Annotated in this window: 15 protein-coding genes; 1 reads left to right on the top strand and 14 read right to left on the bottom strand. The window is 46.8% G+C overall.

Features of this window, described 5'->3' with window-relative positions; translation table 11 throughout:
• Positions 1 to 510 precede the first annotated feature (510 nt).
• The gene (locus ACE6ED_RS14850; RefSeq protein WP_410827966.1) at positions 511 to 1,218 is read right to left on the bottom strand and encodes a DNA alkylation repair protein; all 708 of its coding nucleotides are present in this window, start codon (positions 1,216 to 1,218) and stop codon (positions 511 to 513) included.
• Positions 1,219 to 1,503: 285 nt separating this feature from the next.
• Between ACE6ED_RS14850 and ACE6ED_RS14845 the strand changes: the two genes are divergently transcribed.
• Positions 1,504 to 3,402 (top strand): PAS domain S-box protein, encoded by a 1,899-nt coding sequence (locus tag ACE6ED_RS14845; protein ID WP_410827965.1) that lies wholly within the window; start codon positions 1,504 to 1,506, stop codon positions 3,400 to 3,402.
• A 148-nt stretch (positions 3,403 to 3,550) separates the two neighbouring features.
• Here ACE6ED_RS14845 and ACE6ED_RS14840 read toward each other — a convergent pair whose 3' ends face one another.
• The 13 genes from ACE6ED_RS14840 to ACE6ED_RS14780 all read right to left on the bottom strand — a co-directional run bounded on the left by ACE6ED_RS14840 (position 3,551) and on the right by ACE6ED_RS14780 (position 20,950).
• Complete coding sequence (locus tag ACE6ED_RS14840) at positions 3,551 to 5,470, bottom strand: FtsX-like permease family protein (protein WP_410827964.1); 1,920 nt, start codon at positions 5,468 to 5,470, stop codon at positions 3,551 to 3,553.
• Positions 5,445 to 6,224 carry an ABC transporter ATP-binding protein gene (locus ACE6ED_RS14835; protein ID WP_410827963.1) on the bottom strand — a complete coding sequence of 260 codons (780 nt, stop codon included), beginning with the start codon at positions 6,222 to 6,224 and terminating at the stop codon, positions 5,445 to 5,447. The genes ACE6ED_RS14840 and ACE6ED_RS14835 overlap by 26 nt, the downstream gene beginning before the upstream one ends.
• 276 nt (positions 6,225 to 6,500) lie before the next feature.
• Entirely contained in the window at positions 6,501 to 6,632 is a 132-nt protein-coding gene (locus tag ACE6ED_RS14830; RefSeq protein WP_410827962.1) for a hypothetical protein, read from the bottom strand.
• A 5-nt stretch (positions 6,633 to 6,637) separates the two neighbouring features.
• Entirely contained in the window at positions 6,638 to 8,062 is a 1,425-nt protein-coding gene (locus tag ACE6ED_RS14825; RefSeq protein ID WP_410827961.1) for a B12-binding domain-containing radical SAM protein, read from the bottom strand.
• Between the two features lie 18 nt (positions 8,063 to 8,080).
• A complete protein-coding gene (locus tag ACE6ED_RS14820) occupies positions 8,081 to 8,824 on the bottom strand; it encodes a hypothetical protein (protein ID WP_410827960.1) in 744 nt (247 codons plus the stop codon).
• Positions 8,825 to 8,845: 21 nt separating this feature from the next.
• Positions 8,846 to 10,018 carry an NAD(P)/FAD-dependent oxidoreductase gene (locus tag ACE6ED_RS14815; protein WP_410827959.1) on the bottom strand — a complete coding sequence of 391 codons (1,173 nt, stop codon included), beginning with the start codon at positions 10,016 to 10,018 and terminating at the stop codon, positions 8,846 to 8,848.
• Complete coding sequence (locus ACE6ED_RS14810; RefSeq protein ID WP_410827958.1) at positions 10,015 to 10,932, bottom strand: hypothetical protein; 918 nt, start codon at positions 10,930 to 10,932, stop codon at positions 10,015 to 10,017. Before ACE6ED_RS14810 ends, ACE6ED_RS14815 begins: the two co-directional genes overlap by 4 nt.
• An 82-nt stretch (positions 10,933 to 11,014) precedes the next feature.
• Positions 11,015 to 11,275 (bottom strand): phosphopantetheine-binding protein, encoded by a 261-nt coding sequence (locus tag ACE6ED_RS14805; protein ID WP_410827957.1) that lies wholly within the window; start codon positions 11,273 to 11,275, stop codon positions 11,015 to 11,017.
• A gap of 17 nt (positions 11,276 to 11,292) precedes the next feature.
• On the bottom strand, positions 11,293 to 14,634 hold the full coding sequence (locus ACE6ED_RS14800; RefSeq protein ID WP_410827956.1) for a non-ribosomal peptide synthetase: 3,342 nt from the start codon (positions 14,632 to 14,634) through the stop codon (positions 11,293 to 11,295).
• A 39-nt stretch (positions 14,635 to 14,673) separates the two neighbouring features.
• Positions 14,674 to 14,961: an acyl carrier protein gene (locus ACE6ED_RS14795; protein WP_410827955.1), complete on the bottom strand. Its 288-nt coding sequence runs from the start codon at positions 14,959 to 14,961 to the stop codon at positions 14,674 to 14,676.
• A 27-nt stretch (positions 14,962 to 14,988) separates the two neighbouring features.
• On the bottom strand, positions 14,989 to 16,641 hold the full coding sequence (locus ACE6ED_RS14790) for a carbamoyltransferase family protein (protein ID WP_410827954.1): 1,653 nt from the start codon (positions 16,639 to 16,641) through the stop codon (positions 14,989 to 14,991).
• On the bottom strand, positions 16,635 to 19,220 hold the full coding sequence (uvrA, locus tag ACE6ED_RS14785) for an excinuclease ABC subunit UvrA (RefSeq protein WP_410827953.1): 2,586 nt from the start codon (positions 19,218 to 19,220) through the stop codon (positions 16,635 to 16,637). Before uvrA ends, ACE6ED_RS14790 begins: the two co-directional genes overlap by 7 nt.
• Positions 19,221 to 19,234: 14 nt before the next feature.
• Positions 19,235 to 20,950 (bottom strand): hypothetical protein, encoded by a 1,716-nt coding sequence (locus tag ACE6ED_RS14780; RefSeq protein WP_410827952.1) that lies wholly within the window; start codon positions 20,948 to 20,950, stop codon positions 19,235 to 19,237.
• Positions 20,951 to 20,959 lie beyond the last annotated feature (9 nt).

The raw sequence follows: 20,959 nt of genomic DNA, 5'->3' as shown, positions 1-20,959 counted from the left end.
ACGTAACGCAAGTTGTAAGTTTTTCCAGCTAGTCAACTTTATATTCATCGACCGGGCCGGAGTAATAATATATCACGTTATTTACTACTTATGCAACCTGTACATTTTACCAGATCGCTCCCAGCCTTTCGTATTTCTTGGCCGGATTAATAATATAACCCGTATGAGCTTTGGTTTCAACCAGTAATCTTTACCACAGGAGCAATACCTGCGTTCGGATGCTCGGATGCTCGGATGCTCGGATGTTCGGATGTTCGCATATCCGGGTCTCCGGGTCTACGGGTTTCCGGGTGGCCAGATACTCGGATGTTCATCTGTTCAGCCATTCAGCTGCACACCGCTATACTTCCGCCAGCGTATCCGAATTTGCTTTTCCACTTCAAACCGAGTATATAGCACCTCATTCAATAATTAGAATCGCACCTTTATATAGAAGCAGAAACGCACAGGCTCAATATCTCGGTCTTCAACCTCATCTCTGTCCTCATCTGCAGGAACACGGCTTTCCTCTCAGCATCGCACATGCTTGCGCTTAAATCCAAGCTGCCCTTTGCCGACGGCCTTTTGAATGTTGTCATAAGCGTTAATGAGTTTGCTTTTGGCCTGCGCCCGCCCTACTTCTACCGGTCCCACTCTGCGCGCGGTCTCCACCGCCTGGTCATGCAGAGGCTGATAAGACACCGCCACAGTATACAAAAAGTTATTCATGGAATACCGGGTACGCTCCGGCGCATCGTGAATCGTATTCTCCACCTTGTTCAGCATCCCGGCAATTTTGTCTTCGGCAAACTCCCGATCCGGACGGCTCCCCAGCAGCCAGCAGTAGCAGCTCCAGCCGCCGGACATCCGCAATTCTTCTCCGCTGGCAATCCACTTATCGGCGACCTGCTGCGCAATATCCGCTTCCGCCAAAGTTACAGCTACTACATAATCGGACAGCATATAGAAGTAAGCCGCATCCATCCACCTGTCATAGTCTGCTTCTGTCATCCCATTCGGGTCGGCAATAATGCCCGCAAAATACATGGCGTCGTAGTTACCTGTCGCGTACAGCTCTTCGGCCAGGGGCTGATTGATTTTGATTTTTCTGAAAATCGGTTTCATTGCACCGGTAGCGACACCAAACAGCGGCTCACGCGCACCGTTTGAGAGGTATATTTTTTTGGTCCTTTCTTTGCCGAGCGCTTCCAGCTCCTGCATGACCATCTCCAAATTCATGGGTTAGCTCCTCCTCGTTAATCGAAGTATGCTTTGCATTAAGACAAGCAGTTAGCTGCTTAGAGAAAGTGTACTGTACGGAGTCGCCTACAGCAAGCTGAAGTCCCTTTTCGCCACCCAAAAATTCCCGTCAGTACACCGATCTTACCAGTGTTTCAACATACGCACTTGGGGTTAATATAATTTGCTTTATGTATCTAATCTTATGTATCTTAGGTATCCGGCCCTATAAATCCGCTTCATACATCATTAAAAACATACACTGAACAGCACTGGAGGTTGATTATGCATCGCGTAAACTTAGACCAAAACTCGTTTAACGGTCAGGTATTCCAATATGCCTCCTTTGGGATTGCTCTTTTTTCTCCCGACGGCTTGATCCTGACCGTCAACCCCGCTATGGAACGAATCTTCGGTTACACCAAAGAAGAATTTGACGGCAGACAATTCGGCAGCTTCTCCCATCCTGACGAATCAGTTAAATCTATAGATGATCTAAAGAGATTGATGGGCGACACTGAGCTCGAAATCCAACTGGAACAACGCTACCTGCGAAAAGACGGCATGTGCATTTGGACGCTTTTGTCCGTCCGTTTATTCCGGGACGAGAACTTAAAGCCGCTTTATTATATCGCTCAAGTTATCGACATCTCCAAGCAAAAGGAATCTGAGCTGCGGCTGCAGGAAACCGTCGAACGCTATACGTCACTTAAGAAATATAACCATGATGCGGTTTTATCGTTCGATTTAAAAGGAAGGATTATCAACGGAAACGCGATGGCCGAAAAACTTACGGGCTACGAAATTGAGTCCGAGCTAATCGGCATGGATCTTGGCAACCTGATCGGACAGCCTAATGTTGACCGCATTTTAGCGGATGCGCTTCACGACAGTACCATTGAGCAGGAGATTGATATCCTTGTGGGCAAAGACGGCAACAGCGTTGAAGTGCTCACAAGCATCGCTCCGATTTTTGTGAATAACCAGAACATCGGCTTCTATCTGATCTGCAAAGATATTTCCGAGCAAAAAAGGCTGGTGCTTGCCAAAGAGGCTGCCGAAGCGACCAATAAAGCCAAAAGTGAATTTTTGGCGATGATGAGCCATGAAATCCGAACGCCGATGAACGGGATTATCGGAATGACTGAACTGCTGCTGGATGCCCAGCTTAGCGATGAGCACAGGGATTATGTGGAGATTATTAGAAGAAGCGGGGATACGCTCCTTGCCATCATTAACGACATTCTCGATATCTCTAAAATTGAAGCGGGAAAAAGCGAACTCAGTGAAACTACCTTCGATTTGCGCCACTGTATCAAAGACAGTTTGTCCGTTCTGTCAGCAAAGGCTGATGAGAAGAAACTGGGGTTATCCTATACGATCCATCATGACGTTCCCGATTACATTTACGCCGATGCCGACCGTCTGAAGCAGGTGCTGATGAATCTGCTCAGCAATGCGGTCAAATTCACGGAAACAGGAAACATCTCGGTCGAAGTGAAAAAAGCAAAGGAAGAGCAGCTGTTGGAGTTTACCATCACCGATACGGGGATCGGAATTCCGCCGGACAGGCTGGAGGAGATTTTCGAACCGTTTTCGCAAATTGACAGCTTTATGATGCGGAGACACGAAGGAACGGGGTTGGGGCTTGCCATCAGTAAAAGAATCGTGGAGCTGATGGGCGGGGATATCCATGCCGAAAGCACCGGGGAAAACGGCTCGTCCTTCCACTTCACCATCCGCTTGCACGAAAAAACGGCAAATGACGTGCATAAAACGGAGAATGATACCATAGCAGCCGGTTCGGCAAAAATTTTGATTGCCGAAGATAATCCGATCAATACGCTTGTACTGAAGAAAATGCTCGAAAGAATCGGACATCAAGTTACGGTCGCCATGAATGGCGAAGCTGCGATCAAGGCGGCGGTCCAAGACAATTATGATGTTATCTTTATGGATATCCATATGCCGGTGATCAACGGCATGGATGCGACGCGGGAAATCAAGGAAAAACTGTCGTCCGCAAAACATCCGCGTATTATCGCGGTTACCGCGAATGCGCTGAAAGGCGACCGCGAAAAATGTTTGGCGGCAGGGATGGATGACTATATCAGCAAGCCCGTAAAACTTGAGACATTGACCAAAGTCCTGAATCAACATGTCCGGACGCTTTCCCGGATTTAAGCTGTTTATATGCAAAAGAGACCTGCCGTAACGCAGGTCTCTTTTGCATTTTCAACCGAAAGCCAATGCGCAGGACAATAGGTCATCCGAGGCCAGGTAACGGAGCGGCCGGATGTGGCGGCTTCCAGCATCTTGGAAGGCAAAGTGTCTACCGTAAGACCGTTTGGTCTGCCATGCATTGCTTGCAGCAAACCGGCACATAACAGCGGTAGACAAAGAAATGCAGCGCCCCAAACGCCAATACAGTCAGCAGCGCAAAACCAATGCTAATTGTACCGTATCCATACGTATGGTGGAGGAAATAACTGTAGGCTAACGCCATCAATCCAGCGTATCCAACTGGGATCGAAAACATCACCCGTATTTTTTGCCGGACCATTGTTTGCATTTCCTTCTCTAGCAGGCCGATACGGAATAAGGCGCGGTATTTTTTTGCATCCTCCCGGGATTCCATTTTTAGTTTGAAATGAACCATGGTAATCGCGGAAAAGTACAGCAGCAGGCCTACATAAAGAATCGTAAACATCAGGAAATCGGAGCTCTGCTGCGCGGTCCGGTAAGCCTCTATGCGCGAACTCACATGGTAAAAGCCGTTTTCTGTTTGAACTCCGTTTCTCTCAGCCAGCCTGGCTGAAATCACATTAACGATCCCTTCCGAATGACGCCAATCCGCAAAGTTATACAAATGCAGCGTTCCTTGGATTTTATAATCCTTGCCATAGGCTGCAATCCAATCAAAATCCTCCGGCCGCACCACAAGAATATCGCCTGAAATGGTGTTCACTTGTCCAAATAAAGGGTCCATCACGTTGTCCTGCAAAGCAAAAGTCCTTGCGCCCGCACTCGAATCCATCTGAAGAACGGAGGGCCCCGGGCCCAAAGGACGGTCATAGCCGTCATTGGGATCATAGGGATACACATGGATAAAGGAACCGGGCTGAATACTGTAGTTTTTCGCCAATAAGGTATTGATATCCTCAACATTAAATACTGTATAAACATTGTTTCGTAAAAATTCCACGCGGTCCGTCTGCAGAATGGAATTGTCATGTTCCTCTGTAATCCGCTGCACTTCATGGTCTCCCAAAGGGTGAAAGCTGCCTTTGACCTCAGCAAACGCCATGTGATAAGGATGATACACGAAGGCATTATGTTTCAAACTCGGATAGGTAACGAAGCTGAACATGACAAAAAAGAGAATCCCGAAAAAAATCCAGGTGGTGACAAACAACGTCATCCTGTTTTTGTGGTAATTATAGGTGATATCCGAAAACAGGAACAAATGCTTGATGTAGGACTGGGGCCTTTTTTGCTTATAGTTATTGATCCACGCTTCTGCGTTAAACAAGATTAACAAGGAGTCCGCGGCACACAATAACAAGCTGAGCAACCAGACATTGTCGTGGCCAGCGTAGAACCAAATCATCAGACCGAAAGAGACAGCGGTGAGGCCTAAGCCGGCTGCAGACAACCAAAGCCTGGAGGAGCGTCCGCTCTCTGCCCTCTCTGTAAACTTTATTCTCTCAAGAATTGTGCTTCTAACACTTCCCAGCAGGTTGACCAAAAAAAAGAGCGCATAAATCCCCACAACATATATCGCAGTCATTTGATAGGCTGCAAACGAAATGGAAAGGGGAAGGCCCTGGATGCCGATTCCATAATGGATCACGCCCCAAAAGAGAAAGGACAGCAGCGTCCCCGCCCCCAGCCCGCTCAACAAAAACAGAAGGCATAACGCTATATTCTCCAGCAGGACATACTTTCTCATCTCGCGTTCCGTCATTCCAAGGGTTAGCAGAATGCCGTAGTCATGTGACCTCATTTTCCTAAAAACGTTTTGAGTGAAAGGAATAAACAAGCAGGTGAAGAGAACGACCAGCATCGTTGGAGCAAAAATGTTACTGGAGATCATGGGATTTACAACGGTTGGGTCTTTAAATTGTTTATTAACCGCTATCGAGATAAAGCTGTACAAAACTGCAACGGAGACAAGATTGCACACGATGAACAGCCGGTACTGCCGGATATTGGCCCTGAACATCTTAAAGGCGATCATCCGAAAGGTCATCCCCCGTCTCCCCCTTTCCTTGCTGCAGAACGTCCAGAATTTCATTCATAAACGTCCTTTTGTCACCCTGCCTGCGGATTTCCCCCTTCACCGCCCCGTCCTGAAGAAAAATCACCCTTTCGCAATGTTGCGCGGAAAAAGGGTCATGCGTAACCATTAAAATCCCCGCCTTATGTTCCCTGTGAATGAACTCCAGATAAGCCAGCACATTTTCAGAGGAGCGTGAATCCAAATTGCCTGTGGGCTCATCAGCCAATAACAGCTTGGGCTCATTAATCACAGCCCGGCATAATGCGGCTCTTTGCTGCTGCCCGCCTGATATTTCATACGGGTAACTGTCCAGAACCGAGTCAATACCCATCTTTTGCGCCAGCTGTTCCACAGCGTTGTTCTCCAGTTTTTCCGCATCGTTGTTAAGAATCAAAGGGACCATTATATTTTCCTTCACCGTTAAGCAGTTCAGCAGATTAAAGTCTTGAAAGACCATGCCGATATGGTTTCTGCGAAACAAAGCGCGTTCATTTGTACTCATCTCGCAGATATTCCGGCCGGAAATATAAATATCTCCTTCCTCACATCTGTCGATGCCTGACGCTACGTTTAATAGTGTCGTTTTTCCACTGCCCGAGGTTCCCATAATCCCAACAAATTCATTTTCCTTCAGAAGAATATCGACATTGTTTAGGGCTATGGTGCTCTGCTTCGAGCCCGTCGAATACGCCTTACGGACCCGTCTCATTTCCAGTGCGTGCATGATGCTCCCTCCCCTTTGCCGCCAAAAACGCTTGTTTCATGAATTATATTCCTGTTTATTATCTGCACCAGTGACCTACGATACATTTTTCAGCAGGCATAGGCACAAGCACAGGCGCAGGCACAGGCAAAGGCATAAGCACAGGCATAAGCACAAGTACAGGCAGAAGCACAGGCATAAGCACAAGTACAGGCAGAAGCACAGGCATAAGCACAAACCACCTGTTCATCCGCCCCTTAATATCGCACAAAAAAAACTCCCCATTGGGGGAGTTCCTTACGCTGTCACTACAACAGCTTCCGCCGGCTCCGGCTTATATACGTTGTACAGGTTATAGAAAAACTGGCGGCGGGACATCAACTCAGCGAACGTGCCCTGCTCCACAATCTCTCCGTTGCTGTAATTCATTCACTCTACTCCTGAAAAGTCAGCACATTATTTTCTATAAATGACTCCTTTTCGACTATCTTCCTCTTATAATTCCTTACTTTGGCATCATCTTTTTCACCTTGAAGCGCAAAAAAACAATCTCGCGTTTCATCAGAAATCCCCCAAAATTCTTGCATAACCAAGGAAGTGTGCATGTAGCTTTCTTCACCATCTTTATAAATCCCAAAGTCGAAAAGCTGTTCCTTTACCTGCTCATATAGTTGTGTACCAACATAGGGAACATTAATATTTATCACATAATTATCTGCTTCCAAGGCTTTAAAAAAAGGTAACATCTCTTTATAATCCTGATCAGTGAACCCTGGGCACCCGAGCAAAATATAGGCTGTCCGTTTGATTCCCGCCTTTGCTGCCATCCGGAACGCTTCCTTGACTTCATCTAAACGGATGCCTTTCCTCACCGTGTCTAACATTTTCTGGTTGGCCATTTCTACACCAAACTTCAAATGCACACAACCCGACTGCTTCATCTGATCAAGGATATTTTGCCTCACACAGATGTCAACTCGCGCTTCAGCCCACCAGTGAAATGCCGGGTATTCTTCTTTAAGTTCAATCAATAATCTAAGCATTTCTGAGGTGCGTTTGCCCAGACCCGGCAAAAAAATCATATCTGAGAAGTAGAATCCAAATACATGCAGATGTTCAATGCGGTAACGGATTTCGCTTACAAAACGTTCGGGAGACATAAAGGAGACATTGCTGCCCCGCAGCGAAGGCTGATAACAAAAAGTGCAGCGTTTGGGACATCCACGCATAGACATAATGTAGTCCCAATCTTCCGGATTACTCTTCTGTGCTAGATAAGAATCTGTCAGAATAGGAAGATCATTTAATTGCTGAACCCATTTCACGGGCAGCGCACCTCTTGCACCCTCCTCTACTACCGAAATCGCAAGATCCTCGCCTTCCCCAACAATGACGGCATTCAAATCTTCCATGTCCTTCGGCTTGGCATGCTTGAGCAAATGTCCATAACCAATGCAGGTAACCGCATCCCCCCATCTTTTTTTTATCTCTTTTGCCAGGTATGCACAGGACTGTGTACTTCCAAGCTCGACGGTAGGCATCAGAACATCACCTACACCAATAAACACATATTCAGGTTGGAAGCTCTCCAGCTCGTTTATTACCCGGTCAAAGCTTTCATGCCCCCGGATGCAGCGCTCCTGCATAAGCCAGCTGTTCATGGTCATACTATACCTTTCCGTATAATCATGATCATCCGGGGCATAATCGCCATTTATTAACGTGACTGCATGCCCTCTGCGATATAATATCTCTGCTATGTAATGCATAGCAGGACTGATTCTATTATTTTTTGACTCAATAAGCCGATAAAACGGAGGAATGATACAGGCTACTCTTTTACTATGACGATCTGCCATTGTTTTCGCCCTCCATTATTAAATTTTACTGAAACTAAGGTCTGAAGCAGAGCGGATAGAAGATTGAGCTTTAGCCGCAGAACCAGGAGGTGTTCCAAATCTGGCACCCAAAAAACTTGCTGAGAATTGGGGCATCCAGCCATGAGCATTAAAACGGCCATTCCGGTCAAAACCGGCAATTAACATGCCCGAACGGTCATACCTTCCCCTGGGCAACCAAATCCAGTATTCCGAATCGGGAGTACTCCCAGTCAGAAATCTTACTCTCGAAACAAAGAGAAGATATCTTTCCAAACTAAAATTGAGTTCCCCTTTGTCTTCAGCTAAATGTGCAACCTCAATCCCTGTTTGTTTCATAAACGAAGGAGACAGCGAAGCCGAGGTCCGCATCCAGCAATCTTCCTGCTCCGTAGCAGCCGTCACCAACGGGTCTTTTAACGCCCAGCTGGAGATTCTTGTAAGCTCACCAATCTGTTCCCGCGTGATGCCCTTTGGAATGCACAATATAATCTCTCCGTTTTCTCTGGCTGAGCAAACCTCATCTCTTGTAAAAGGACACGGAGACAGCTCAAATTTTCTGCCGATAATCTGCTCTACACCCATCCCGCGATACCAAGATTCAAGTTCCAATCTCAGCATTTCCGGATCATCCGGTGAATGGTCGAGATTTGCGGTAAACCTTTTGAGATCGGTCCGCTGAAGCACATTTGCGGTCAGCATATTGTCTATCAGCTTGAGCATTTGGCTTTTTGTGTTCTCCATTTAAATAAACCTCCTGTGCTTCTATATCTTGTAATATTCATAGATTTTATTGTCTGCCGCACTTAGCCAGCGATTTAAACGCAAAGGCGATATGTCCAATGTTTGTGCCGAACCTTTAGCTATTTCTTCACTAATTAGGAGTCCTGCAGCGGGACTATGCATAAAACCATGCCCGCTAAACCCAGATGCATGGTAAAATCCTTGAATGGTGCTATCTGCACCCAGTACCGGATGGGAGTCAGGCGTATCGTCATAATAACCTCCCCAGCAGGATTTAACGGTTGCATCCTGAAGACGAGGAAGCCGCCGGAGAGCTGCCTCCAGATGTGTAATTTCCCATTCCGGATCCGAGTAGTTATCATCCGGATCTCCGATTATCCCTGCCGCAGAGGACTTATTAAGGCCCGTCAACAGTCCACCTGTCTCCTTATGAAACCCTAAACCCTCCCTGGGAAATACAACAACGGGAAAATCGGCAGGCAGCCATGGAAGCACATCTGTGACTAACAACTGCTGATGGCAAGGTGTTACCGGCAGCTCAATTCCTGCTTTAGCTGCCACTAATTTAGACCAGGGACCCGTAGCATTTACAACAATTCGCGAAGTGATCGTTCCTTTGGACGTGACAACCTGTTGTACCGCGTTACCGTCAGTAATAATGTCTGTTACAGCAACTCCAGTATAATATCTGACACCAAGGTCCCTGGACAGACGAATATACGTGCTGGTAATCTTATTGGGATCGACCAATCCATCCTGTTTGTTGTAAGTTGCACCGACAACGTCCTCCAAAACAAGCATTGGCAGCTTCTTTTGAACCTGCTCAGGCTCCATCCATTCCGTCTGTACTCCCAACCTTTGCTGCAGCAGCATGGCATCGTAAAATTCGTTAAGATTATCCTGTTCCGTGAAAATAAACATATATCCGCATCGATCCATTTCCTCCTTAACGAGATTAAACGGATCGAGTTCCTCTAGTAACCGGAAACTTAACTTGGACAACTCAATATTAATTTCTGTTGTAAACTGGCTTCGCATCCCGCCTGCGCAGATCGATGTGGTTGCCCCACCCAAACTTTCGCCTTTTTCAAGCACTACCACGTCAGTTATCCCTTTTTGGGCTAAATAGTAGGCTGTGCATGCCCCCACTGCCCCAGAACCAATAATAATTACTTCACATTTTTCGGGTATCACGAGGAAACCTCCTTTGCTTCTATTCTGCTTGTTCCAGCTCCTAGCTCTTTCAAAAGCGCTGTCAATAAAGTTTGCTCATGCTCCGCGATATTTTCTACAGTGCGGGCAGCAATCCGCAGCAGATTAAGGTTAGGCTCAAGATGATATTTCACCAATATGTTTCTTAGAATTAAAGTAGTTTCGTATATATCCTCGTAACCTCTGCTAATAAAATTAGATAGGTCATAGCCGTGCTGCGACAAGTATTGAAGTCTGCTAACCATGCACTTTTTATGCTCCCAAAGCAAATGAAACGGACGGACACAATAGAAAGTTTCACTGCGGGCCAATCTTTCTAAATAGACTAACATTGCTCCATACACTTGCATTCCCCAATAGGAACCTTCAATAGCTTCCGTTACTGTTATTCCGGCCCTTGGCTGGCGCGAATAGTAATAGTCCTCAAAAGCTGTGGTCAACGAAAGCAGCTTAAAAGGAACTTCACCTGTATCATTTATCCGGACAGAACGAATCGATAACTGCTGCAATGATTGGCCGTGCAGGGATTGTATAAGCTGATTGACCGGAAGTTCATGAAACTCAAAAACATTATCATAGTCCGAGCCGGCAATACTAAAGGTATGATGGAGTTCCTCGTAACCGTATATAATAAATTTCCTTTCAAAATGATCCTTGTTAAAGTAATGCTTACCTTCTAAATAAAACTCATCCAGGCTTATTTCGACATATTCCTTTTCTTCCAGACAATCCACAATCTGTTGCACAGCATTATGTTCGGAACCAAGTTGGATTGTCTTCATCTCCAAGTAGGGAAAATGTCCCAACATCTGCTCGGGCGACACAAATTCAAGATCCATCACGTCCAGATCTTCACCGAGGTATAAATGCATATAGTGATTATGCAGCCAATCCATACTTCTGGAGCAAACTCCTGCTACACTGAGTAGATGAGAGCTATTCATACTACTGTTTACCACAGGATACTTAATTGGCAGTTTAGGCATCTCCAGCACGCCCTTCGTCCGCCTTACTCCAGAGGTATGCTGTTAAGTCTCCGACTGTATGGAAATGATCCGGTACTAATAAATATGGATCAAAATCCAAGTGCAGCATTTGCTCTACAGCAACGATAAACTTAATGTAAGTAAGCGAGTCCATTTCTAAATCCGTGAATGTACTTTCGGACGCCAAGGAAACTTCAGGTTTCACAAATTGACGCAGCAAACCCTCTACCTGCTGTTGTAGTTGGCTCATCATATCCTCCCACCCATGACTTATTTCTGCCTTAACACTCCTTCGCCTACCTGTAAAATCTCTTCCAATGACATCCCTAGTTGGGCTAACACCGACTTTGTGAGCTGTCCCTTGGCTGCGGCAACCGATGGTTCAGTCAGCAAGTCCGCCATTCTCGAAATGGTGAACTCCCCCAGATACAACTCCATAATAGTTACACTGGCATTGAATTTTTTGTTGACAGCACTAACCAGCTTCAGAGCCAATAACGAGTGTCCGCCCAGATCAAAAAAATTCTCAGATATGCCAATTGGACGGTCTTCCAGCCCCAACAGCTCTTGCCAGATGGACACTATCGCTGCTTGAAGCTCATTTTTAGGAAGTTGAACGGCGCCAGCCGCCTTCGCTCCTGGATCAGGCATAGGGAGGGCATGACGGTTAATCTTGCCATTTCGGTTCAACGGAAACTGCTCAAGTTGCATAAAAATGCCGGGAATCATATAAGTCGGCAAATAGGCTCCCGCGTAACTCCGCAGCTCAGCAGCGGCCACTTCTTCATCGCTTACATAATAGCCAATCAAAATCTGACCTCCGTCATTTAACTTCTGCGGATGGACAAGAAACTCCTTAATGCGGCTGTACCCGCGGAAAACGGCCTCAATTTCACCTAACTCAATTCGCGCACCGTTAAGCTTAATTTGGTGATCTGTTCTTCCCCCGTAAATAATCGTGCCATTATCGAGAAACTTGCCCAAATCGCCTGTGCGGTACAGGCATTCAGATGGATTTTTGGAATAAGGATTTGGAACAAAACAGCGGGAGGTCAGCTCCTCGTTTCCGATGTATCCCAGGCCTACCCCTATTCCCCCAATACATATCTCACCATAAACTCCGACAGGAACAGGCAGTAAATTTGTATCCAAGATGTAGATTTGTAGATTAGATATTGGCTTGCCGATAGGCACACTTGAGAGATGATCTTTTTTCTCCGCGCAATCCCACCAAGTCACATCAATGGCGGCCTCAGCGGGTCCATACAAGTTGAACAAATGTGCGCCGGATTTAGAAAAAAAGGAATCACGTAACGCGGTGCTCAGTTCTTCTCCACTACAAATGACATTCTTAAGTGAAATACAGCGTTCTACACGATAGGAGTCTATAAAAAGCTTAAGAATGGCCGGGACAAAATGAATCGTCGTAATTTGCCGCTCGACAATTATATTGCCGATATACTCGGGATCATGCTGCTTTTCCGGGCGGGCCAACACCAGTTCCGCACCATGCAGAAGCGGCCACAGTAGTTCCCATACCGCCACATCAAAAGTGAGTGGTGTTTTCTGCAGTACCTTATCGGTTTCATCCAGGCCGAACTGCTGCTGCATCCAACAGAGCCGGTTGCATAATCCCCCGTAACTGTTCATTGCGCCCTTCGGGGTTCCTGTCGAACCCGATGTATAGATCACATAGGCTAAATCGCTGGGTTCTGCAGACTCATTGCGTACGAGCTCATAGCTAATGTCAGGCGGATACGAGGAAATACCAGAAACAACCACATCATGCATCCCGGCAAACAAATTGGCATATTGTTCTTGGGTAATTATTAGTGCACACGAGGATTCCCAAATCATATGGTTTAAACGTTTGAGGGGCAGCTGGGGATCAAGCGGCATAAATGACCCACCGCATTTGAGCACCGCCAGAATGGAGATCACCAGTTCAAAAGACCTCTCCATACCTAGACCAACAATGCTATTGCGTCTAATCCCTAGTTGCTCCAGTCTCACAGCAAGCGCATCAGAAGCCAAATCAAGCTCTCTATAACTCAAGCTCTTCTCTCTGCCAATGGACACTGCCTGAAGTTGGCCATGCTTCGCAGCTTGTTCCTTAATCTGGCTGACTAATCTTCTGCTATCCAGACGGCCGAAATTCGTACCCGTATCGTTCCATTCGTAGATCACCTGATGGATCTCTTCCTCTGTTAAAAACATGTGGCTGTGTATCGCAGCCTCCGGCCGCCGCAGCAGCTGTCGTAGAATGTTCATGTAATGGCGATTGAATTGCCACAATAAAGCTTCGTTCCACTTATCGTTGCTATATTCATAAAATACCTGTACGCCGCTTCCAGTATCATTGAGCCCGACTGTCAGATTAAATGCTGAGGAGTTTTTTCCTGCCTTTAAAGCTTCTGCTGATAGTTTTGACAGCTCCACATTTGCTGCGCCGCTCTGCACATAAGTAAACATCGTTTGAAACAGCGGATTTTCCCCGGGAGTGCGGTCCAGATGCATAATGCTGACCAGCTTATCGAACGAGACATGTTGATAAGCTATTGCCTCATTAATTGTTTGTTTCTCTTTGTTCAATACTTGAAGGAAGCTATCCTGTATCTCTACGTTGGTTGTGAGCGGCAAAGTATTGGCAAAAAAGCCGATAAGGTGCCTTAACTCCAGACGGTTACGGTTAGCCATCGTCGACCCTATAATCAGGTTAGATTGGCCGGTATATCTAAACAATAGAATCCGGTAAGCTGACAGCATTATGTTATAAACTGTGAATTCAGGGTGGAGTGATATAAAATCCAACATTTCATTATAGATATCCAGCGGCATATCCGCTCTGTAATCGCATTCCAATTCGGTCGGCCCGGCAGTCTCAGCCGCTGCCGCAAGATTTAAATCAAGCCGCGTATCCGCTGAAGCCAGCTTGTTGCTCCAATAATCCATTAGAGTTGAATTGCCGGCGTTTGCAACATATCTCTGTTCCCATACTGCATAAGCAGAATATTGTACCGGCAATTCCGGCAAACTTGCCAACCTGCTATTTTCCAGTGCATTGTAAATTTCCGCGAATTCATTTATAAAAATATCCAAAGACAATGCATCCGCGATGATGTGATGAAAACGAAATACCAGCAAATGCTCCGTTTGACTCACCTGGCCCAATGCCGCCTCAAATACAGGGCCTCCATTTAAATTAAATGGTTTGTTAGTCTCCGCCGCTACCCATTCAAGTGCCAGTGTCTCCAGATCCGCTTCAGAACTGTCCAACCGCTCAATTCTTATGGCTGCCGGCCGCGGAACCGTCTTTTGATAGGGCTCACCGTCTTTTTCGTAAAACACAGTGTCTAAAATCCGGTGTCTGTCTTTCAAAATACCCAGACTTCCAATTAGGAGTTCAGTATTCAGGCTGCCTCTCAAACGGTATTGTATGGTCATGTTGTAAGCGGAATCAGCAGGGTCCAATTGATGCAAAAACCATAATCTCCGCTGAGCGCCGCTCAAGGGGATATCAGCTACGTCGGAATCAGCATGGATAGGAGGGAGGCGTCTGTGCATTCGCTCCGCTTGCAGCAAAGCCTCCCAATAAGATAATGCGCTGGTCATCCTTCATCCTCCCGATTCTTGGGATCGAATATAATGCCATCAGGAAACAGCACCGTCTTGGATTAATGCATTAAGACAGTTGATAATCGTCAAGGGAGACTCAAAAGTCTCTGGAGTAAGGTAATTATCCGGTATCTGTACCCGGAAGGCTTCCTCCAAATCGTACAGCAGATACAACGCCCGAAAAGAATTTACTCCCCATTCAGTTAAGCTTCTGTTCAAATCTGCCGCCTGGACCGGCTCTGTTAATTCCGTTGAGGGTGAGGCTGCATTTTTGCGGATCAGTTCCATTACCGTCGTTTGAATATAGACCTCGTCTCTGTTCATTACGGTTCAATCCCCTCGTTTCCCGTATTATTTTTCAATTAAGAAGTTGCCGACAGCCAGAGCATCCATGGCAGAAGTGTAAAATGTTTTAATTGCGTCGTACGGAGTTTCGCATACCGGTTCTCCCCGTGTGTTAAGCGATGTATTCATAATCAGCGGAATTCCGGACAATTGATGATGTTCAGCAATAAGCTGATGCCAAAGCGGATTTGCTTCTTTTCGGACCGTTTGCGGTCTGGTCGATCTATCCACATGTACAATGGCGGGAACTGCCTGCCTTCTCTCCTCTTTGACAGTGTAGGCTTTCAGCATATAGGGCGAATACCGCGCCTCCTCAACCAGCCAATCTGAATGTTCATTCAGTATACTTGGAGCCAACGGGCGCCAGGATTCTCTGAATTTGATTTGCTGGTTGACCCTCACATAGGACTCGTAGCTAGCGGGACTGGCTGCTATGGACCGATTGCCTAATGCCCTTGGTCCCATCTCAGCTGCGCCTTGGAACCAGCCAATAACCTTCCCCCTGTCAATCAGCTCTGCCGCCTGCCGGCAAATATCGGATGAATAGTTATACTTCAAACCCAGCTTGTCCATTACTTCAGCGATATGGTTATCATCATAGGAGATTCCCCAGTAAGGAGTCTTCAGTCTCCCTTTCACAGGAAGAACGGAATGCCCTTTCGACACCATCATTGCAGCGCCGATACATCCCCCAGCATCATTGGTTGCTGGCAAAACGAAGATATCTTCAAAAATCCCGAGGCGTTCCAGCCTGCCATTTGTCGTACAATTAAGAGCTACGCCTCCGCCTAACACCAAATTTTTGCTATTGCTTTGCCGGGCAGCTTGGCGGCAAAGATGCACTATAGTATCTTCCAGCGCCTGCTGTGCCGATGCGGCAATATTTTTGTGGACTTTGTCGTACTCCACCGTATAGTTCAAACCGCCGTACAATGTATTGCTGCTATACTTTCGCTTAGGGGGATCACCGAATTTGCGGTACATCTCTTTCATCCACATTCGCGTCAATTTGTTATACTTATCCTCCAACCCAAGCGAACTGTCCGGTTCTCCAATAGGTATTTCGTATCCGTCCTCCGTCAACCGTATAGCAAAGTCATAGACCGGCTCTCCGTAGGAGGCCAAGCCCATCAGCTTCCCTTCTCCCGATGACCCAAGCTGTAAATAATCGCTGACAATGGAATAAAAGAACCCGAGCGATTGCGAGATCCCGTACTCCTGCTTAATCGCAATGTCCTCATTTTTCCCATAGGCTATTGTGGTAGATATGTCGTCGCCTTGTCCGTCCATGACCAAAATCACCGCATCATCAAATCCGGATAAATAGTACGCACTTGCCGCATGACATAAGTGGTGGCTGACCGAAACAATATCGGGCATTTTTTTGCCTATAAACATCGGATGCTTCTTGAACTTCTCCAATATCCCCAATTCCTCAGCTTTTTGCGGATCCCATGATAAAGCGATCAGATCAATATCTTCAAAAGCAACGCCAGCTTGGGTCAGGCAATTGAGGACCGATAAAACCGGCGGCTCCCCATAAGCATGTTTTTTCCGGCTAAACCGTTCTTCTTCGGCATAAGCAACCAGATTGCCGTCATGCACTAAACATGCCGCTGAATCATGTCCTAAACCGCCGCTTAGTCCAAGAATTAACACATGAACTCCCCCTTAAAGTTTTGTCGATATAGATTGAGAAGCTGGCCAACAATACGGCCTGTTTTGGAATTCATGATTGCCGCAACGGTTTCCGGCGTACCTTCGCCTAGAATTTCTCCCCCTTCCAACCCTCCTTCCGGACCCATGTCAATAATCCAGTCCGCCATGGCTAGGACATCGGTATTGTGCTCGATAACAACGACGGAATTTCCTGAATCGACCAACTGCCCAAGCATATCAATCAGCTTAATCACATCATGGGGATGCAGGCCTGTTGTAGGTTCATCAAGTAAATATAAGGTATGATGTCTGCTGCTCTTGGAGAGCTCTCTGGCAAGCTTCACCCGCTGAGCCTCCCCTCCGGACAAGGTTGTTGCCGGTTGCCCGAGAATCAAGTAATCCAGCCCGATACGGCACATCACATTCAGCTTGTTGTATACGGATGGTTCATCCTCAAATAGCTCCATCGCTTCTTTTACTGAGCAGGCTAATACATCCGAAATGGTATGGTTTTTGTACTTTACATCCAATATTTCCGGCTTAAATCGTTTGGACCGGCAAACGGGGCAAGGTGCCTCAACCGACGGCAGGAATTGCAAATTCACCTGCACTACTCCTGACCCTTGGCAGCGTTCGCATCGGCCGCCGGGTACATTGCTCGAAAAGTGTTTGGCCTGAAGGTTACGCCGTTTCGCCTCGGGCAGCGAAGCGAAGATGTTTCTTATCGCCGTGTAGACATCCGTGTAGGTTGCTGCGTTGGATCTTGCTGTCTGGCCGATAGGGGATTGGTCAAAACTAATAACCTTATGCACATTCTCCCAGCCTGTAACCTCTGCATATCCGCTAGATCCGGTACCTTGGGCAAAATGAAGTTGTGCCGATTGAGCCAGAACGTCGAACATTAACGTCGATTTTCCAGATCCGGATACCCCGGCCAGCACAACGAGCTTGCCAAGCGGAATATTTACATTTACATTCTTAAGATTATGGCAACGGGCGTTGGCAATCTGAATGGATTCCCCGTTTCCTCTACGCCGCTGCTCAGGCAGATTAACCGTATCTTTTCCGGAAAAATATTGCCCTGTCCACGATCTGGTACACTGCATCAGCTGCTGCACGGATCCGGCCGCAACCACTTCTCCCCCTTGCTTGCCGGCACCCGGCCCGATATCTATAAGATAATCAGCGGCTCGCATAACATCGGGATCATGCTCAATGACTAAGACCGTATTTCCAAGATCGCGCAACTGCCGGAGCACCCGGAGCAGGCCTTCAGTATCTGCCGGGTGAAGTCCAACTGTCGGTTCATCGAGAATATACAAGACTCCTGTTAAACCGGCCCCAATTAATGAGACCAGTTTAAGTCTCTGCATTTCTCCAAGAGATAAAGAAACAGTGGAACGGTCCAAGCTCAAGTAACCGACTCCTACCTCTAACAAGCGGGCCAGCTTCTTTTCCATTTCGGCCACCACATTCATCAGCGCATCCTGACTTCCCATATGCAGCTGGGCGGACACCTTATGTAACCAGTCAAGTAAATGGAAAAGTGGTAATGCAGAGGCTTCAGTGATACTTTTCCCGGCCAGAGTAACGGCTCTGCTCTCAGCGTTCAACTTCATGCCGTGACAGCCCGAACACTCCTGCAAATGGAAGAATTTTTCGAGTTTCTCCCGATAGTCCGATTCATGTCCACGTTCCTTGTATCTGCGTTCCAGGTTGGTCAAAATCCCCTCAAATCGACCTTCCGCGGCATAGGCTGGAGGGTTCTTCCCCGGGAAATGCCTGGTAAACCGCGGGCTGTATACACCGTAATACAGCAGATCCCGTTCGACTGTGCTTAGATCCTTCAAAGGTTTATCCGGATCAAACACAAATCCGTAATAGTTACCGGCTGCGACCAGATTATCTGCCATCAGCTGTGCGCCATGCGGATTGCTCCCTTTAAGAGCACACTGCTTCATACTGAGAGTGTCATTGAAAATCTCTTGCAGATTCGGTTTTCGTTCAACCCCTAACCCCATGCAAACTGGGCAAGCACCTTCGGGTTTATTAAAGGAAAAATGAGCCATCGTCAATTCCTTGAGTTCATGGCTGCACACCGGGCACAAGGTTTTGCCTGCGTCTGAATAGGACATCGGCAGATCTTGAATCTCTGTTTCAAATGATCCATAGCTTTCCTGCCAGCTGTCAGCGCTGTTGGAACCTTTGACTTGACTTCCGCAGCCAGGACAGGTTCTTTCTCCGCAATTGGCAAACATGATGCGGAGCAAGGTATAAAGGTCCGTTGTCGTTCCGACGGTTGACCGGGGATTACGGTTGGTATGGCGCTGGTCAACACATATGGAAGGCGACAGGCCTTCAATAGAATCCACCTTGGGTTTGTGGATAAAATCACTTATCATTCCGAGCGAGTCCATATATTGCCTTTGGCATTCCTGCTGTAAGGTATTCATGGCAAGCGTTGATTTGCCGGAACCGGACAAACCAGTCAGCACAACCAGTTTATTACGTGGAATCGATAAAGATATATTTTTTAAATTGTTTTCTCTTGCACCCTGAATATGAATCCAGTCATTCAATGTATATCGCTCCTTCATGACACATTCATACGCTGCCTTATGAACGTTATCCATCCATCATCCTTCGCCTCATACATATTCATCAGCTCACTGAAGCAGGATTCGTGGTTAAAGGCAACCAACAGATTTCCTTGTATCTCTGATACGTTTTTTCGTTTTTTGCCGCTCCATATTTCTCCATCAAAGCAGCAATAGCTGTCTTCATCTGTTACACAGACTCCGCCATGAGAACGGCAGCTTAAATTCAGCCAGACAAACACCAAAACACTAAGGGAAGCTGGATCCCCGGTACCGTGCCGGATAACTTGATCTGCGGTCATCAGCCGGTCATATTCCCGAAATATGGACTTCTTCTTCAATAGACTCACATACTCGAAAAAACGTTCTTTCGTATCATAGTCACTCAAAAACTGACGAATAACCGGACTGTTCATTGAGGCGAGCACATAGGCCTGCGGCTTTTTGACCAATATTGTCTGGTACGCATACTTGGCGTAAGTGTAAACAGAATCCGGAAGATCGCAGCTGTACTTCAGGATCGCTTGACGGAGCAAACCGTGAAGCTCCAGCGGATCGGCGCAGTCTCTTAAACTGGGCATTGGGCAGTCACTTTTATCGCCACCATTTCCGGTTGTTAAAGGATGCGAGAATTTGAATACGACGTCCTCACCGAACCAGCTGTTCAATCGATCCGCCATCTGGCTCGATAAACTCGAATTTCCGGCAGCGGACCAGTATTCTCTTTCATTAAATAACTTGCTGATTTCATTCTGATAATAGAAGGTTCCGGCGTTCAGCTTCACAATGCGGTCTGTAAAAAACAGGTGAGCTTCCCCACTGATAGAGACGAGCAAACAATCGTAATTCACTAAACGGAGCTGGACGATATCCGAAGCTGCATAGCCGCAAAGCCGGAGCACGGCAAAATAAAGAGACATAACCGGCGTACAATTAGCAGTTAATGGGAAGTGGCCTCCAGCCATTGCCAACAGTTCATCAAAACTGAATGTTGGAGCGGTAAATTTGCTTGACCAGCTGCTGTTACGGTCAGGCCGTTCAATCTGAAAGTTGATATTTTTGCTTGCAAAATGATACAAGGCCTCTAGCGTTTGTAGATCGTTTGGCCGAATCAGCAATGCAGCTAAATCAGCTGTCCGCAGGGATAACATGTTAGACAGAACAGCCGCACATTCAAGGTCAGAGTGCACTTCCCGGGAACGTATATTTCGCGGTATTGCACGGGCGTACAAATTCGCCGGCAGCGGATCGCTGCTGTTTCGGACAAGTTCCAGTTCCGATTCATTACTCCACCAAAAGGGATCGGCCGTGGAATAATCGCTGTAAAGGACAGGATTAATCTCCGCCGTCCCAAAAGGCAGCCAGCTTTTGTTAATCGTTACAACCTTCCATTCTCCTTCACATTCAACATAACGCATCGTATAAATATGCTCGTCCTTCAGCTGATCAAATTGCTCGTAAGTGAAAATCAAAGTACAGGCAGCATTAATTTCGTCAGGACTTAAACTGACATTTTGCACGATGAACTCTACACGAGACGGAACGGTTTTGTGCAAGTACCCCTTAAACCAGGCCCGCTGTGATTCAGCTTCCATTTCGTCTTCGAAATACAGGGTCTCCAGCCACATCTTCATGTCTCCCGTTGCTAGAGCTCGATGGAGACGGCTGAGCAAAGTATGTGAAATAGCGGACATATTCATTGTTGTTCCCACTTTCACACC

This window comes from Paenibacillus nanchangensis (assembly GCF_046543445.1).
GTDB classification, from domain to species: domain Bacteria; phylum Bacillota; class Bacilli; order Paenibacillales; family Paenibacillaceae; genus Paenibacillus_AQ; species Paenibacillus_AQ nanchangensis.
Note: the sequence above shows the minus strand (reverse complement) of the source record. Positions and strands in the feature narration are given on the sequence as shown.

Bases quoted from the DNA above. Each gene is read 5' to 3' on its own strand.
- ACE6ED_RS14805 (WP_410827957.1), bottom strand. From the start codon at position 11,275: ATGATGAGCCAACTACAACAGCAGGTAGAGGGTTTGCTGCGTCAATTT.
- ACE6ED_RS14825 (WP_410827961.1), bottom strand. From the start codon at position 8,062: ATGGCAGATCGTCATAGTAAAAGAGTAGCCTGTATCATTCCTCCGTTT.
- ACE6ED_RS14840 (WP_410827964.1), bottom strand. From the start codon at position 5,470: ATGACCTTTCGGATGATCGCCTTTAAGATGTTCAGGGCCAATATCCGG.
- ACE6ED_RS14835 (WP_410827963.1), bottom strand. From the start codon at position 6,224: ATGCACGCACTGGAAATGAGACGGGTCCGTAAGGCGTATTCGACGGGC.
- ACE6ED_RS14850 (WP_410827966.1), bottom strand. From the start codon at position 1,218: ATGAATTTGGAGATGGTCATGCAGGAGCTGGAAGCGCTCGGCAAAGAA.
- ACE6ED_RS14820 (WP_410827960.1), bottom strand. From the start codon at position 8,824: ATGGAGAACACAAAAAGCCAAATGCTCAAGCTGATAGACAATATGCTG.
- ACE6ED_RS14795 (WP_410827955.1), bottom strand. From the start codon at position 14,961: ATGAACAGAGACGAGGTCTATATTCAAACGACGGTAATGGAACTGATC.
- ACE6ED_RS14810 (WP_410827958.1), bottom strand. From the start codon at position 10,932: ATGGATTGGCTGCATAATCACTATATGCATTTATACCTCGGTGAAGAT.
- ACE6ED_RS14845 (WP_410827965.1), top strand. From the start codon at position 1,504: ATGCATCGCGTAAACTTAGACCAAAACTCGTTTAACGGTCAGGTATTC.
- ACE6ED_RS14830 (WP_410827962.1), bottom strand. From the start codon at position 6,632: ATGAATTACAGCAACGGAGAGATTGTGGAGCAGGGCACGTTCGCTGAG.
- ACE6ED_RS14800 (WP_410827956.1), bottom strand. From the start codon at position 14,634: ATGACCAGCGCATTATCTTATTGGGAGGCTTTGCTGCAAGCGGAGCGA.